This window comes from Ruegeria sp. YTSA226, assembly GCF_059609905.1.
Genome location: NZ_JBXWMQ010000016.1, coordinates 19,678 through 34,232, shown reverse-complemented (window position 1 = coordinate 34,232; position 14,555 = coordinate 19,678). Strand labels below are relative to the sequence as shown.

11 protein-coding genes and 1 tRNA gene are annotated in these 14,555 nt (G+C 56.5%); 6 read left to right on the top strand and 6 right to left on the bottom strand.

What is annotated here, in order from left to right:
- Window positions 1–515 precede the first annotated feature (515 nt).
- Entirely contained in the window at window positions 516–4,136 is a 3,621-nt protein-coding gene (locus AC2FFF_RS16585) for a vitamin B12-dependent ribonucleotide reductase (RefSeq protein WP_281972050.1), read from the bottom strand.
- 533 nt (window positions 4,137–4,669) lie between these two features.
- On the opposite strand from AC2FFF_RS16585, the gene AC2FFF_RS16580 reads away from it, so the two are divergent.
- Window positions 4,670–5,104: a hypothetical protein gene (locus AC2FFF_RS16580; protein ID WP_281972049.1), complete on the top strand. Its 435-nt coding sequence runs from the start codon at window positions 4,670–4,672 to the stop codon at window positions 5,102–5,104.
- A gap of 12 nt (window positions 5,105–5,116) precedes the next feature.
- Here the strand turns inward: AC2FFF_RS16580 and AC2FFF_RS16575 are convergent.
- From AC2FFF_RS16575 to pdxH, 4 genes are all read right to left on the bottom strand, one after another.
- Window positions 5,117–5,193 (bottom strand) — tRNA-Pro (locus AC2FFF_RS16575).
- A gap of 43 nt (window positions 5,194–5,236) precedes the next feature.
- Window positions 5,237–5,704: a DUF192 domain-containing protein gene (locus AC2FFF_RS16570; protein WP_281972048.1), complete on the bottom strand. Its 468-nt coding sequence runs from the start codon at window positions 5,702–5,704 to the stop codon at window positions 5,237–5,239.
- A gap of 6 nt (window positions 5,705–5,710) precedes the next feature.
- Window positions 5,711–6,217, bottom strand: coding sequence for a cold-shock protein (locus AC2FFF_RS16565; RefSeq protein ID WP_282021219.1), 507 nt, complete (start codon window positions 6,215–6,217; stop codon window positions 5,711–5,713).
- Between the two features lie 142 nt (window positions 6,218–6,359).
- Window positions 6,360–6,965 (bottom strand): pyridoxamine 5'-phosphate oxidase, encoded by a 606-nt coding sequence (gene pdxH / locus AC2FFF_RS16560; protein ID WP_142633627.1) that lies wholly within the window; start codon window positions 6,963–6,965, stop codon window positions 6,360–6,362.
- Window positions 6,966–7,100: 135 nt separating this feature from the next.
- Between pdxH and fabI the strand changes: the two genes are divergently transcribed.
- The 5 genes from fabI to trpE all read left to right on the top strand — a co-directional run bounded on the left by fabI (window position 7,101) and on the right by trpE (window position 13,081).
- Entirely contained in the window at window positions 7,101–7,907 is an 807-nt protein-coding gene (gene fabI / locus AC2FFF_RS16555) for an enoyl-ACP reductase FabI (protein ID WP_142633624.1), read from the top strand.
- Window positions 7,908–7,910: 3 nt separating this feature from the next.
- Entirely contained in the window at window positions 7,911–8,420 is a 510-nt protein-coding gene (gene gpt / locus AC2FFF_RS16550; RefSeq protein WP_142633622.1) for a xanthine phosphoribosyltransferase, read from the top strand.
- A gap of 36 nt (window positions 8,421–8,456) precedes the next feature.
- Window positions 8,457–9,632 carry an aminotransferase gene (locus AC2FFF_RS16545; RefSeq protein WP_281972047.1) on the top strand — a complete coding sequence of 392 codons (1,176 nt, stop codon included), beginning with the start codon at window positions 8,457–8,459 and terminating at the stop codon, window positions 9,630–9,632.
- Window positions 9,633–9,713: 81 nt separating this feature from the next.
- A complete protein-coding gene (locus tag AC2FFF_RS16540; protein WP_281972046.1) occupies window positions 9,714–11,555 on the top strand; it encodes a peptidylprolyl isomerase in 1,842 nt (613 codons plus the stop codon).
- A gap of 14 nt (window positions 11,556–11,569) precedes the next feature.
- Window positions 11,570–13,081, top strand: a complete 1,512-nt coding sequence (gene trpE, locus AC2FFF_RS16535; RefSeq protein WP_281994570.1) for an anthranilate synthase component I — start codon at window positions 11,570–11,572, stop codon at window positions 13,079–13,081.
- A 50-nt stretch (window positions 13,082–13,131) separates the two neighbouring features.
- On the opposite strand, the gene AC2FFF_RS16530 is transcribed toward trpE, so the two are convergent.
- Window positions 13,132–14,523, bottom strand: coding sequence for a divergent polysaccharide deacetylase family protein (locus tag AC2FFF_RS16530; RefSeq protein ID WP_142633615.1), 1,392 nt, complete (start codon window positions 14,521–14,523; stop codon window positions 13,132–13,134).
- Window positions 14,524–14,555: the final 32 nt, after the last annotated feature.

Here is a 14,555-nt window from a genome sequence, read left to right as displayed (position 1 = left end):
TGTGTTTTGTGTCCGGACAAGCATCAAGAACACGCAATCACCACCAGTTGTCAGCCACTGAGTACCATCGCTTTGATTTCGCGCCAAACTCCGCGTGTTTGCCAGAGTCGCATCCGCGGTCTGTCGCTGGGTAAAACTCCCCCAAACACGGTCGGCGGTTCTTGCCCGATGGGAAACAGGCAATATGGCGAGGCTCTGCCGAGTTAACGACTTTAGGACAAAAAGAAAGGGGGCCGAAGCCCCCTGTCAGTTTCGCCATCCAGGCTCCATTCGTTGACCGCCCGGTGTTTTGTTTGCCTGCGGCCTGGACGTCGCATGGAACGAGCGCACCCGTTCCGTGAAAGAGTGGGAAAGAGCAAATATTCCGCCCCACCCTGTTCCCGGCCAACACGGGCATGTCGGCCGAGTGGACCAAGGCATCGAAGGTAAGTCTCTGCGCCTTGCTCCGTATTCGTCGGGGCCGGTAACTGTGGCAGCTTCCGACCCCTGCGCCCCGGGTTGCCGGGGCGCTTAACTCAGCTACACCCGCTTGTTGAGCCGCAGGTGTTGCATTTCATGCAGGTGCCGTTGCGCACCAACGTGTAGTTTCCGCATTCACCGCAAGGATCGCCCTCATAGCCCTGCATCTTGGCTTTGGTGCGGGCATCCATTCCGGTTGCGGCGGCGGATTCAACCACCGGAGCTTCAAAAGTGGCTGCGGTTTCGGCCATGCCGTTCACCACGTTCTGTCCGCCGTTCAGAACCATCAGTTCCTGCGGCATCCGTTTGCGCAGATACCCGGTCGAGCTGATTTGTTTCAGAACTTCCAAAGACTTGGATGCAGCGCTTTCGCTGATCTCGGACACGTTCGAGACACCCTCTTCCTCACCCCGACCCAGATCGTCAAAGCTTGCGCCTTCGGGTTTCACATGGGCCAGATCAGTACGATCAAGGTAGGACACGGCCAGTTCGCGGAAGATGTAATCCAGGATCGACGTCGCATTCTTGATCGAGTCGTTGCCCTGTACCATTCCCGCCGGTTCGAACTTGGTGAAGGTGAAGGCATCCACGAACTCTTCCAGCGGCACGCCATATTGCAGACCGACCGACACGGCGATGGCAAAGTTGTTCATCATCGCACGGAAGCCAGCGCCTTCCTTGTGCATGTCGATGAAGATCTCACCCAATTGGCCGTCTTCGAACTCGCCCGTGCGCAGGTATACCTTGTGGCCACCCACGATTGCCTTTTGAGTGTAACCCTTGCGGCGATGCGGCAGTTTCTCACGATGGCTGCGGATGATTTCCTTGACGACGACCTTCTCGATGACCTTCTCGGCCAGAACGACGGCTTTTTCCTGCGGCGTCCCGGTTTCCAGAACTTCTGCTGCCTCTTCGTCATCCTCGACCAGCGCGGCTGCCAATGGCTGCGACAGTTTAGAGCCGTCGCGATACAGCGCGTTGGCCTTCACACCCAGCGACCAGGACAGCTCATAAGCTTTCTGGCAATCCTCGATGGTGGCGTCATTCGGCATGTTGATCGTCTTGCTGATCGCACCCGAAATGAAGCTCTGCGCTGCAGCCATCATGGTGATGTGGCTGTCAACACCTAGGAAACGCTTGCCTTTCTTGCCGCACGGGTTGGCACAGTCGAAGATCGAATAATGCTCTTCCTTCAGATGCGGCGCGCCTTCCAGCGTCATGGTTCCGCAAACGTGGTCGTTGGCCGCGTCGATATCCGCTTTGGTAAAACCCAGATGGCGCAGCAGATCGAAGGTCGGGTCATTCAGCTTGGTCGCAGGGATGCCGAGAACCCCGGTGCAGAAATCCTCGCCCAGAGTCCACTGGTTGAACACGAACCGGATGTCGAAGGCGCTTTCCAGCGCGGCATCCACTTTGGCCAGTTCATTGGGGCCAAAGCCGTGACCCGTCAGCGAGGTGTGGTTGATCCCCGGAGCGTTGCCGATGGTGCCATGACCAACCGCGTAGCTGACGATCTCTTCAATCTGAGCCGAGGAATACCCCTGCTTTTCCAGCGCTGCAGGCACCGAGCGGTTGATGATTTTGAAATATCCGCCACCGGCCAGTTTCTTGAACTTTACCAAAGCAAAGTCCGGCTCGATCCCAGTGGTGTCGCAATCCATCACCAGACCGATGGTTCCGGTTGGCGCAATCACAGTGGCCTGCGCATTGCGGTAACCGTTCTGCTCACCCAGGCTCAGCGCTTCGTCCCAAGCTGACATCGCCAGATCAACCATACGTTTATCCGGGCAGTTGCCATGGTCCAGAGGTACAGGCTTCACTGCCAGTTTCTCATACCCTTCAGTCACACCCTGAGATGCGCGGCGATGGTTGCGGATGACCCGAAGCATGTTATCGGCGTTGCGCTCATAGCCATTGAACGGACCCAATTCACCAGCGATCTCGGCCGAGGTTGCATAGGCTACACCGGTCATGATCGCGGTCAGCGCGCCACAGATCGCGCGGCCTTCATCCGAGTCATAGCTATAGCCCATGTTCATCAGCAGACCGCCGATATTAGCATAGCCCAAACCCAAAGTGCGGAAGTCATAGGACAGCTGCGCGATTTCCTTGGACGGGAACTGCGCCATGGTCACCGAGATTTCCAGCGTTAGGGTCCACAAGCGCGAGGCATGCATATAGTCCACTGCCTGGAACTCATCATCCTTGAGGAAAGTCAGCAAGTTCATCGACGCAAGATTACAGGCCGTATCATCGAGGAACATATATTCCGAACATGGGTTCGATCCGCGAATCTCCCCATCTTTGGGGCATGTATGCCACTCGTTGACTGTGTCGTGAAACTGGATGCCGGGATCGGCGCAGGCCCAGGCCGCGTGGCCAACCTTTTCCCACAGGTCGCGCGCCTTGACGGTCTTGGCGACTTTCCCGTTTGTGCGGTTGACCAGTTCCCAGTCCGCGTCCTTCTCGACAGCGGTCAGGAAGGCGTTGGTTACGCGAATCGAGTTGTTCGAGTTCTGGCCCGAAACCGAGCTGTAGGCTTCCGAATCCCAATCCGTATCGTAGGTCGGGAATTCGATGCTATCGTGGCCCTGCTTGGCGTAATCCAGAACGCGTTTGATGTAAGTCTCGGGGATCGCAACATTTTTCGCCTCGCGAACCGCCTTTTTCAGGCTGTCATTCGTCTTGGGATCATACGCGTCTTCCTGTGCGCCGTCCCAGCTGCGGATGGCCTCGAAAATGCCGTTCAGCATCTTCTCGTGCATCTTCGATCCGGCAACGATCGAGGCCACCTTCTGCTCTTCGATCACCTTCCATTCGATGAATTTCTCGATGTCTGGGTGATCTGCATCGACGATGACCATCTTTGCTGCTCGACGGGTCGTGCCGCCTGATTTAATCGCGCCAGCGGCGCGGTCGCCGATCTTGAGAAAGCCCATCAAACCCGAGGATTTACCGCCACCCGACAGTGCCTCGCCCTCGCCACGCAGGTGGCTAAAGTTGGTCCCGGTTCCACTTCCGTATTTGAACAGGCGCGCCTCGCGGACCCACAGGTCCATAATGCCACCCTCGTTCACCAGATCATCATCTACAGACTGGATGAAACACGCATGCGGCTGCGGATGCTCATAGGCGGATTTCGATTTGGTCAGCTTGCCTGTCTTATAATCGACATAGTGGTGCCCTTGGGCCGGGCCATCGATTCCGTAAGCCCAGTGCAGGCCGGTATTGAACCATTGCGGGCTGTTCGGCGCAGCGCGCTGAGTCGCCAGCATATAACGCATCTCGTCGAAATAGGCGCTCGCGTCATCCTCGGTCGAGAAATAGCCACCTTTCCAGCCCCAATAGGCCCAGGCGCCGGCAAGACGGTCAAACACCTGCTTGGACGAGATTTCGCCCCCAAATTCAGCGTCCTCAGCCGGAACAGAACGCCACAGGAATTCAGGGACATCCTTTTCCTTGACCTTCTTCAGCTTGGTCGGAACGCCTGCCTTGCGGAAATACTTCTGCGCGATGACGTCGCTTGCGACCTGGCTCCAGCTGGTTGGAACCTCGATATCGTCCAGGCGGAAAACGATGGTCCCATCCGGGTTTCGGATTTCTGACGTCGCAGAAGCGAACTTAAGCTCTGCATAAGCATCCTGTCCCGATTTGGTAAATTTTCTGTCAATCTTCATGTCCGCCGCCCTAGATTCAATCAACTTGTCCCTTGGCTTTTGATCCCAATAAACGGACCATCTGCCCTAACCGAAAATCTTGGGCGCAGGAAACCGGCCGCTGCCCGAAGCAACGTGACCCCGTTCCGACGGACGCACGTAAGTATGATGTGCTCTCCAGCCCTCGCCCTGTGCCACGTTCTGGATTTTCTACCAGATTTAGTGGCAGCACTTTCGGCCTATACAATCTGGCGTATTCACACATAGATCGTCAACGGCCTTTTTCCGCCATTTTTGGAATCTTTTATGTTGACCGATCCGCATAGACAAACTGGTGAAGGACAGTTTCCGATTCCTCCACAGAGTTATCCGCCATGGTTCGCCATCACCTAGCCAAGTCCGTAATACGATTAACCGTTCTTTCCGGCTTACTTATCGCGATTTGATAAACCAGCCTTAAGATGTCTAAGCTGAAATAGAATCAGCATCCGGCCGATTTCGACATTATTCAGAGGTGCGCGTAAAAGCACATCCAACAAAGGGCAGACCGATCAATGACCGCGTTTCGAATAATTTCCCTGTTTGCCCTGATCGTGGCCTGCACACCACAAGAAACGCCCGCCACATCGCGCAGCGCGCAGTTCTCAGCCTTTCCCGACAAGTTGTTTGCTACGTTCGAGACATCTTGCAACGGCCCGGGTGAGGAATTTAGGAAAATCGGAAATCGTCAGTTCGAGTGTCAGGAACTTCTGCCTCCGAAGACCACAGCCTACCTGATTCTCAACTATGACGGCTATCCACAGAACCTACCCAAAAGTGTGACTCGGCTGACCGCCGAAAAAAATACAGGTGGCTATCTGGTTGAAGCGGATCTGTTTTTTAATGTGCCGCGCGAAACAGGGCCTGCTGCAAAAGTCCCTGTAGAAAGCAAAGAATTGGATAAAACCCTTAGCGCCATCTATCGAACGATGGGTGGGTCGCCATTTTAATTTTTGAAGAAGTGGTCGGGGCGGCAGGATTCGAACCTACGACCCCCTGTACCCAAAACAGGTGCGCTACCAGACTGCGCCACGCCCCGAACCGTGCGCCTTCCTAACCGTGCCGTTCTGATTTGAAAAGCCCTAACAGGGCCAAATTGCCGGACCATGTGAAAAAACTTTGTGCTGGATCTGTGTTCCAGGCGTGATCAGATAACGATCTGCGAGACCAGCGTTGATTTCCAACACCGCGAATACCGAATCGCCCCCTCCGATGGGGGTCAAATCACCGGGAATCGCGTTGTGATGAACTTTCGTTACCATACCCGTCTTATCTATGAAGATCAGGTCCAGAGGAATCAGCGTGTTCTTCATCCAGAACGCAACAGGTTGCGGCGGGTCAAATACAAACAGCATCCCTGAACGTACCGGAAGCGATTCTCGAAACATGAGTCCGCGCGATCGCTCCTGTGGCGACACGGCGAGTTCAATATCAAAGCCGATTTGGGACTTATCATTTTTCAGGCTAACACGATCTGTACGACAGGCGGCGTCTGCGCCACCGGCCCAAAGTAACAAGACAACAGTCAGAACCTTGAAAAGCCCTGCCATGACAGATCAGTCATCCATAGCTGCTTCCCAGGCCATAACCTGGGCCGCCATCCGACCACGCTGTCCGTCTATGACCCGCATGGCCAATGCTTCACCGGGTTGCAGATCCGCAAGCCCCGAACGGCGTAGAACCTCAATATGCAGGAACACATCCTCGCCACGCCCGAATACATTAGCGAAGCCAAACCCTTTGCCCTTGTCGAACCACTTAACCCGCGCAGCCACCAAAGGGGCCGCTGCAATCTCAACTGGATCAAGTTCAGCAAAATCCGCGAGCATCATCGTATCGGCGCGCGCTGGCGGATCGACGCTGATGACTTCGACAGCCTGCACACCGCGATCAGTGCGATGCGTCATAATTTCGATGCCCGCCCCGTCTGCAACCGAGCTTTGACCGAAATTACGCAAAACGTTTACGTGCAGCAGAATATCCGGCCCACCTTCATCCGATACGACAAAGCCGTATCCTTTGGCAGGGTCGAACCATTTAACGTGTCCTCGGACGCGGTACATGTTGTTCAGATCTTCTGGCACTGTGGTCCCACTGCGTTTTTTTTCACTTTATTAAGGGTCCGATGTGTATGGGATTGACGCGCAAATTCAAGGTGAAAAATCCCTTTGTTATCTGCGCATTGCAATTCGCGACACGTGAACGTCATGGATTCAACCTCTGAATCTGCCATTCGGAAGCAGCGTCATCCCGGCACCACCTGAACCTGTCATGCAGACGAAATGCGCCGTCTGCCCAGAATTCAATTTCCGTCGGCACAAGCCGGTAACCACCCCAAAATTTAGGGCGCGGAGGGTTAGGGCCAAGCCTTGCGGTCACTTTCGCCACATCCGCCATCAGCGCGGAACGGCTGCTAAGCGGCTGAGATTGCTTGGACGCCCATGCACCAAGCCGACTTTTCAATGACCTGGAGGCATAATATTCATCAGCCTTTGGTCCATCCTCGCGCGTGATTGTACCACGAACGCGGATTTGACGCCGCAAAGATTTCCAATGCATCACGAAGGCCGCCTTGCCAGCATTGTCCAACTCGCCTGCCTTGGCACTTTCGTAATTTGTGTAGAAAACGAAGGCGTCGGCTTCGATCTCTTTCAACAGCACCATTCGTACATTGGGCATACCATCTTCGCCCACGGTTGCCAGTGCAATCGCGTTAGGATCGTTGGGTTCACTCTTCACAGCTTCGCCCAGCCACCGCCCTGCTATTGCAAATGGGTCGGTTCCTGCGAAGATGCCATCACGTTCGCTCATTTCCATCCCCTGGAAACTATTGAGGGATACCCTAGGGCGAGTTCCCGCCACGGGCAAGAGTGCACGACCTTGAAGCAGACCAGCCAATGGCATAAACCAACGCAACATAACGCGAAGACAGGCGGAGAACCGAACATGTCAAATCAGTTGATGGCCGGAAAGCGCGGCCTCATCATGGGACTGGCCAATGACAAATCAATCGCATGGGGAATCGCCCGCGCCTTGTCCGAGGCCGGGGCCGAGTTAGCATTCTCATATCAAGGGGATGCCTTGAAAAAGCGCGTTGACCCTCTGGCGGCACAGCTGGGTAGTGAAATCGTCCTGCCCTGCGATGTCAGCGATGAAGCCTCGATCGACGGATTGTTTGATGCGCTATCCGAGAAATGGGGAAAGCTGGACTTTGTTGTCCACGCAATCGGGTTTTCAGACAAGAATGAGCTACGCGGGCGCTACGTTGATACGTCGCGGGCGAATTTCAACCTCACGATGGACGTGTCGGTTTATTCCTTTACCGCCGTGATGCAGCGTGCCGAAAAGATGATGACCGAAGGCGGCAGCGCCATCACCCTGACCTATTACGGCGCCGAACAGGTGATGCCGCATTATAATGTCATGGGCGTTGCCAAAGCCGCGCTGGAAGCATCGGTCAAATATCTGGCCGAGGATTTAGGCAAGGACGGCATTCGTGTGAATGCGATCTCGGCCGGGCCGATCAAGACACTGGCCGCCAGCGGCATCGGCGACTTTCGCTATATCATGAAGTGGAACGAATATAACTCACCCCTGCGCCGCAATGTGACCATCGACGATGTGGGCAACTCGGCGCTGTATCTGCTTTCCGATCTAAGCGGCGGTGTCACTGGTGAGAACCTGCATGTGGATTCGGGATACCACATCGTCGGTATGAAAGCCGTTGATGCTCCAGACGTTGAGAAGGGTTGAATCATGAGTGCCAAGGACCGCCTGCCCCACGAAAAAGGCTTTCACATCAGCTGGGATCAGATTCACCGCGATTCCCGAGCGCTCGCTTGGCGGCTGGATGGGCAAGGTCCGAATGATGGGGCCTGGCGTGGCGTCGTTGCCATTACCCGTGGCGGTATGGCACCGGCGATGATTGTCAGCCGCGAGCTGGACATTCGCACAGTCGACACGATCAGCGTGCGCTCCTACCATCACCAGGATCAAGGCGAAGCCGAAGTGCTCAAAGCACCCGACGCTGACCTCATGGGCGACGGCACCGGAATCCTGATTGTCGACGATCTGGTCGACAGTGGCAAAACTCTGGAACTGGTGCGGGCGATGTATCCCAAGGCGCATTTCGCGACGGTTTATGCCAAGCCGAAAGGCCGCCCGATGGTTGACACTTTCATCACCGAAGTCAGCCAGGACACCTGGATTTTCTTCCCGTGGGATATGGCTTTGCAATATGTCGAACCCTACCGGGGCACGGATTGATCCGGCCCAAGCGCAGCAACTGACTGGGGCGCAGAGATGACCCGGACACGCACCGCCGCCACCTTTCCGCCCCCAGTCATGGAGGCGCGCCGGTGGATCGAAGGCGTGACCTTCCCTGAAGAGCGGCCCTTGATAAACGTAAGTCAGGCGGCCCCCGTCGATCCGCCTCCACTTGAGATGCGTCAGGCGATGGCGGCTTATGCGTCGACCGAGGATTCCGCTCATCTCTATGGCCCGGTTCTGGGCAACAGCGCCCTCAGGTCTGAACTGGCCAGCCAGATTACGGTTCATTATGGCGCACCTGTCGCACAGGAACAGGTTGCCATTACTTCTGGCTGCAATCAGGCCTTCGCCGCTGCGATTTCCTCCATCACAGACCAAGGGGATGAGGTCATTCTGCCCACGCCGTGGTATTTCAACCATAAAATGTGGCTGGATATGACAGGTGTTAATGCCATTGATCTGAGAACTGATGATGACCTGTTGCCAGACGCGAACGCGGCAAGAGATTTGATCACCGAAAGGACTCGGGCCATTGCCCTGGTCACCCCGAACAATCCCGGAGGCGTCGAATATCCCGCCGAACTGCTAAGCGCATTCTTCGACCTGGCACGCGAAACCGGTATTAAGCTCTTGGTGGATGAGACCTACCGCGATTTTGACAGCCGCAGCGGCCCGCCCCATGATCTGTTCGCTCAGCCGGGCTGGGATGACACTCTGATTCATCTATATTCGTTTTCAAAGGCCTACCGTCTGACCGGTCACCGAGTAGGTGCTGTTGCGACCAGTCCGTCTCTGCTGTCTGAGATTGAGAAATTTCTGGATACCGTCGCGATCTGTCCAAACCAAATCGGTCAGTTTGGTGCGCTCTGGGGGATGCAAAACCTGTCGCAATGGCTGGCCGATGAACGAAGGGAAATCCTCGACCGTCGCGCTGTCATTACAAGACAACTTCCCAAACTGACCAGTAAAGGATGGCGGTTGCTTGGGTTGGGCGCCTATTTTGCCTATTTCGAACACCCGTTTGACATCTCTTCGGATGATTTAGCCCGTCGGCTGGTCACGGATGCCGGCATTCTGTTGCTGCCAGGCACGATGTTCATGCCCGACCACGACCCGGCCGGGAAACGACAAGTCCGCATCGCATTTGCCAATCTTGATCGCAACGGAATTACGGAATTGTTTGACCGCCTGCACGCTCTCTCCTTCTAAGCTTGCCCCTCGGCGGTGCGCGTCGTATTCAGGGCCGCAACCGACAGGGCAAATACTTGCCGAATAAAACAAGAGGGCACCATGGCCGCAGGCATGAAAAATCTATCAAAGACCTTTGTCTGGATCCTCATGGGTCTTTTGATGCTGGGCCTTGCAGGATTTGGCGCCACCAGCCTGACTGGAACTGTGCGCACTGTAGCACAGGTGGGCAACGAAGATATCTCGATTGACGATTACGTCCGCGAACTTCAGCGCGAAATCCGCGCGGTCGAAAGCCAGACCGGCCAGCCCCTGCAAATGTCACAGGCCCGCGATTTTGGCTTGGACCAGCTGGCTCTGTCGCGCCTAACCGCGCTGGCGGCTCTGGATAACGAAGTTGGTCTGCTGGGTATTTCGATCGGCGATGAAAATTTGCAGGAAGAAATCGTCTCGATCCCTGCGTTTCAGGGGCCTGATGGTTCTTTCGACCGTGAGGCATATCGCTTTCAGCTTGAACAGGTTGGTATGACCGACACCGAGTTTGAAACCGATCTGAGGAAAGAATCCGCACGGACCATCGTGCAGGATGCCGTGGTCAGCGGAGTAGAAATGCCCTCGATCCTGACTGAAGTTCTGACAGACTTTGTCGGTGCCCGCCGCAGCTTTACAGTTGCAACCGTTTCACCCGAAGCTTTGGCAGAGCCGGTTGCAACCCCAACCGATGAACAAATCCAGGCCTATTACGACGAGAACCAGGACCAGTTTTCCCTGCCCCGCACCAAAAAGCTGACCTATACGATTCTGTCGCCCAATATGCTGCTGGATAGTGTCGAGGTGGACGAAGATTCAGTTCTCCGGCTTTTCGAACAGCGCGCAGACGAGTTTCAGCAACCCGAACGCCGCCTTGTTGAACGCCTTTCTTTTTCTGATGATGCCGCTGCGCAAGATGCCATGGCACAGATTGAAGTTGGCGGGACAACCTTCGAACAACTTGTCCGTGACCGTGAGCTTGAGCTGAGCGACGTGGATCTGGGCGACGTTACCCGCGACGACCTAGGCGATGCGGCCGAGGCCATTTTCGCGGCTGAACTGGACACTGTTGTTGGACCTCTGCCCTCGGTATTCGGCCCTGCCCTTTTCCGTATCAACGGCTCGCTGGCTGAGAACAACACTCCCTTCGAAGACGCCGCCCCAGCTCTGCGCGAAGAGTTGGCCGCAGACCGTGCGCGCCGCCAGATCGAGGCTCAGTCCGAAGACATCAATGACCTGCTTGCAGGCGGGGCAACACTTGAGGAGTTGGCAGCCGAGACTGGGATGGAGCTGGGACAGATCGACTGGACTCGCGCCAGTCAGGATGGCGTGGCCGCATATGACGGTTTCCGCAGTGCAGCCGAAGCCGTGCAAGACGGAGATTTTCCCGAGATTGCATTCCTTGAGGACGGTTCGATCTTTGCGCTGCGCCTGAACGAAACGCTTCCTCGTCGGCCTGAACCGCTGGAATCAGCGCGTGATCGCGTTGCGGCGGCCTGGACACAGGTTCAAACTGACAAAGCGTTGGAAGACCACGCGAATGCCGTGTTGGAGCAGTTGCAGGAGAACGGGGATTTCACCACGACCGGTCTACCTCACCGCGTGGAAAACGCTCTGACACGAACTGCATTTCTAGAAGATGTACCCGCAGGGTTCATGCCGGAAGTGTTCGACATGGAACTAGGAAGCTATCGCGTCGTTCCCGGTGCCGGGGTCGCGTTGATCGTTCGACTTGACGAATTGTTGCCCCCTGCCGAGACCGATGAACGCCGTCAGGTTCAACAAGCGCTGGCCGCTCAGCTGAATCAGGCTCTGGCACAGAACATTTTCGATGCCTATGTTCGCGACGCCCAGGCCCGCGCCCGTCCTGTGGTGGATCAGCAAGCACTGAACGCCGTTCAGGCGAGCTATTAATTAAGAGACCGAATATGGCCCTGACCCCCGAGTTTGACAGCTTCGCCCGCGCCTATGAGGCCGGCGAAAACCAGGTCGTTTACACCCGTCTGGCAGCCGATCTTGATACGCCTGTCTCCTTGATGCTGAAACTGACCGGCGCGCAAAAAGACGCCTTTATGCTCGAGTCGGTGACTGGTGGCGAGGTCCGCGGACGGTATTCGATCATCGGTATGAAACCCGACCTGATCTGGCGCTGTCGCGCTGAGACCTCGGAACTGAACCGCTCGGCCCGGTTCGACCCGGACGCTTTCACGGCGCAGGATGGCGATCCTATGGACAACCTTCGGACGCTTCTGGCCGAAAGCCGGATCGAGCTGCCTGATGACCTTCCACAAGCTGCGGCGGGACTATTTGGCTATCTCGGTTATGACATGGTGCGCTTGGTCGAGTATCTGCCGAACATCAACCCCGACCCTTTGGGCCTGCCGGATGCCGTCATGCTGCGTCCTTCTGTCGTCGCGGTTCTGGATGGTGTGAAGGGCGAAGTCACGGTCGTTTCCCCCGCCTGGGTCAGCGATGGCCAGTCGGCCAAGGCTGCATATGCCCAGGCCGCCGAGCGCGTCATGGACGCAGTGCGCGATCTGGAGCGGGCGATGCCTGCTGAAACACGTGACCTTGGCGATGCGTACGAAGTCGCCCCGCCCGTCTCGAATTTTACCAAATCCGGTTATCTGGAGGCGGTCGAGAAAGCCAAGGAATACATCCGCGCTGGTGATATCTTTCAGGTAGTGCCAGCGCAGCGCTGGACGCAGGATTTCCCGCTGCCTCCATTTGCGCTGTACCGGTCGCTGCGGCGAACAAACCCGTCGCCCTTCATGTTCTATTTTAACTTTGGCGGGTTTCAGGTGATCGGCGCCAGCCCGGAAATCCTGGTGCGCGTGTTTGGCAATGAAGTCACCATACGACCCATCGCCGGGACGCGTCCACGTGGAGCGACCCCGGAAGAGGACAAGGCTTACGAAATTGAATTGCTGGCCGACAAGAAAGAACTGGCCGAACATCTGATGCTGTTGGATCTAGGCCGCAATGACACCGGGCGGGTTTCAAAGATCGGAACGGTGCGCCCGACCGAAGAGTTCATCATTGAACGGTACAGCCATGTTATGCACATCGTTTCAAACGTTGTGGGTGAGCTGGCCGAGGGTAAGGATGCGCTGGACGCCTTTTTTGCGGGAATGCCTGCGGGGACGGTCTCGGGCGCGCCCAAGGTACGAGCCATGGAAATCATTGATGAGCTTGAGCCGGAAAAACGCGGTGTCTACGGCGGCGGCGTCGGCTATTTCAGCGCCGGCGGAGACATGGACATGTGTATCGCCCTGCGAACGGCCATCGTTCAGGATCAAAAGCTATATATTCAGGCCGGTGGTGGCGTTGTGTATGATAGCGATCCAGAGGCTGAATTCATGGAAACCGTCCACAAGTCCAACGCGATCAGACGCGCTGCGGCTGACGCGGCCCGATTTACGCTGTCCGGCAAGAATTGATAAAGGCAGCCCGTCTGGGCTGCCTGTTTCGGGGAAGGATGTGATCGGGCTTATTGTGCCCCTTGCATCATCACCGCCGAAATAGGCGCCATTGCTACGCGGCCTCCGCGATCTTCCAGACCCCAAAGCAGCAAGGCGGATATGGTATCCGGGCGCAACCGGCCCAACATGACAACAGTGCCCTCCTGCCCGGCCCGGAACGCAGCCTGGTCCAGGAAACGTCGCATGATTTTTGCATCCTGCCGCGCGCCGTCGATATCTCTGAAGATTACCGCAGACGGAATTCCATTACGGGAGGCCAACTTCTGTACCGTGTTGAGCCCGTTATCCTGAGTGATCAGTCCTCGACCCGTTCCACCGGCGATGGCGGCGACCTGATCCGCCAGTTTCCGGTTACCCTGGATGCCGGATCCATCACCTTCAAGAATTCCTACCGTTTCGGGCAACGCTTCAAGCCACACCGAAAGCGATACTTCAGCATCCTGTGCGCTGGCCGCCTTGGGCAGGTCAGCAGTGACCATCACTTCGAACCCGGCCGCCCGATGTCGAGCCATTTTCTCAGCTGCATCGGGGTCTGATGGGCGCACCGCAAACGTAAGCGGATATGGGAAATCCTGAAGCGCCTCGGCGCCATATGCACCCTCATCGTCAATCAGAATGATCGACATGAGGGGTTTGGAATCCGGATTGTCAAACTTCTCTGCGAAGGCCTCGATCGGTTTACCTACAGGAACCTCTTCCTGCGGATCTTGGGCTGCTTCATCATCTCGTTCAGTCAAAGGCACTACACGACGCCCGATAGTGGTATTTCCCGACGAGTTGTCCTCTGCGCCGATCTGCGGAACCGAGGCGATACGCGGTAGAGGCTGACTGGGCAGCGTGTCCTCGTCCCCTTCCACTGCGATTGGGCTATCCTCCGGATTCACCTCCAGCTCGATTGATTCCGAAGGCGAGACTTCGGGCAAGGGCTCGGCAAGAGCAACCTGATCAGCCGGTGGCTCAGGGGCATCTTCTGCGGCATCTGGGCTGAGGTCGGCAAGCGGCGCAGGCTGAACGGGGACAGGCATTCGCGGAACGACCGGGGCCTCACTCGAGATGCTTACGGAATCCGCCTCGCTCGGCGTCGGCGCTTCGACCGGAACGCTTACGTCATTCACTACCGGCTGGCTGTCCGGGGCGTTCTCTGCTTCGGATAAACCGGCCAGAGAATCCTCTTCTTCGACTTCATTCTCGGGCGTCTGCGCAGGGAGTTTGAGCAGATCGGCATCTGCACCCGCCTCAGCGACAACCTCGGAGCTCTCCGACGTCTGCACCGGTGCAGGTTCTGGTGCGACTGTCGCTATGGACGGCTTTTTCGACAGCGGCGCGTTGAGCGATAAGACTGCCCCCAGCACCACAACGACAACTGCGCCTGCGATCATTCCGCCGACAAATCCGCCCATAATATTTGCCTCTCGCCTTAGTCCTGCTGCCT

What these genes read in the sequence shown, in the direction of transcription:
- AC2FFF_RS16565 (WP_282021219.1), bottom strand. Translation starts at nt 6,217, where the DNA reads ATGTACCGCGTCCGAGGACACGTTAAATGGTTCGACCCTGCCAAAGGA.
- AC2FFF_RS16530 (WP_142633615.1), bottom strand. Translation starts at nt 14,523, where the DNA reads ATGGGCGGATTTGTCGGCGGAATGATCGCAGGCGCAGTTGTCGTTGTG.
- AC2FFF_RS16540 (WP_281972046.1), top strand. Translation starts at nt 9,714, where the DNA reads ATGGCCGCAGGCATGAAAAATCTATCAAAGACCTTTGTCTGGATCCTC.
- trpE (WP_281994570.1), top strand. Translation starts at nt 11,570, where the DNA reads ATGGCCCTGACCCCCGAGTTTGACAGCTTCGCCCGCGCCTATGAGGCC.
- AC2FFF_RS16580 (WP_281972049.1), top strand. Translation starts at nt 4,670, where the DNA reads ATGACCGCGTTTCGAATAATTTCCCTGTTTGCCCTGATCGTGGCCTGC.
- AC2FFF_RS16545 (WP_281972047.1), top strand. Translation starts at nt 8,457, where the DNA reads ATGACCCGGACACGCACCGCCGCCACCTTTCCGCCCCCAGTCATGGAG.
- AC2FFF_RS16570 (WP_281972048.1), bottom strand. Translation starts at nt 5,704, where the DNA reads ATGGCAGGGCTTTTCAAGGTTCTGACTGTTGTCTTGTTACTTTGGGCC.
- gpt (WP_142633622.1), top strand. Translation starts at nt 7,911, where the DNA reads ATGAGTGCCAAGGACCGCCTGCCCCACGAAAAAGGCTTTCACATCAGC.
- pdxH (WP_142633627.1), bottom strand. Translation starts at nt 6,965, where the DNA reads ATGAGCGAACGTGATGGCATCTTCGCAGGAACCGACCCATTTGCAATA.
- fabI (WP_142633624.1), top strand. Translation starts at nt 7,101, where the DNA reads ATGTCAAATCAGTTGATGGCCGGAAAGCGCGGCCTCATCATGGGACTG.
- AC2FFF_RS16585 (WP_281972050.1), bottom strand. Translation starts at nt 4,136, where the DNA reads ATGAAGATTGACAGAAAATTTACCAAATCGGGACAGGATGCTTATGCA.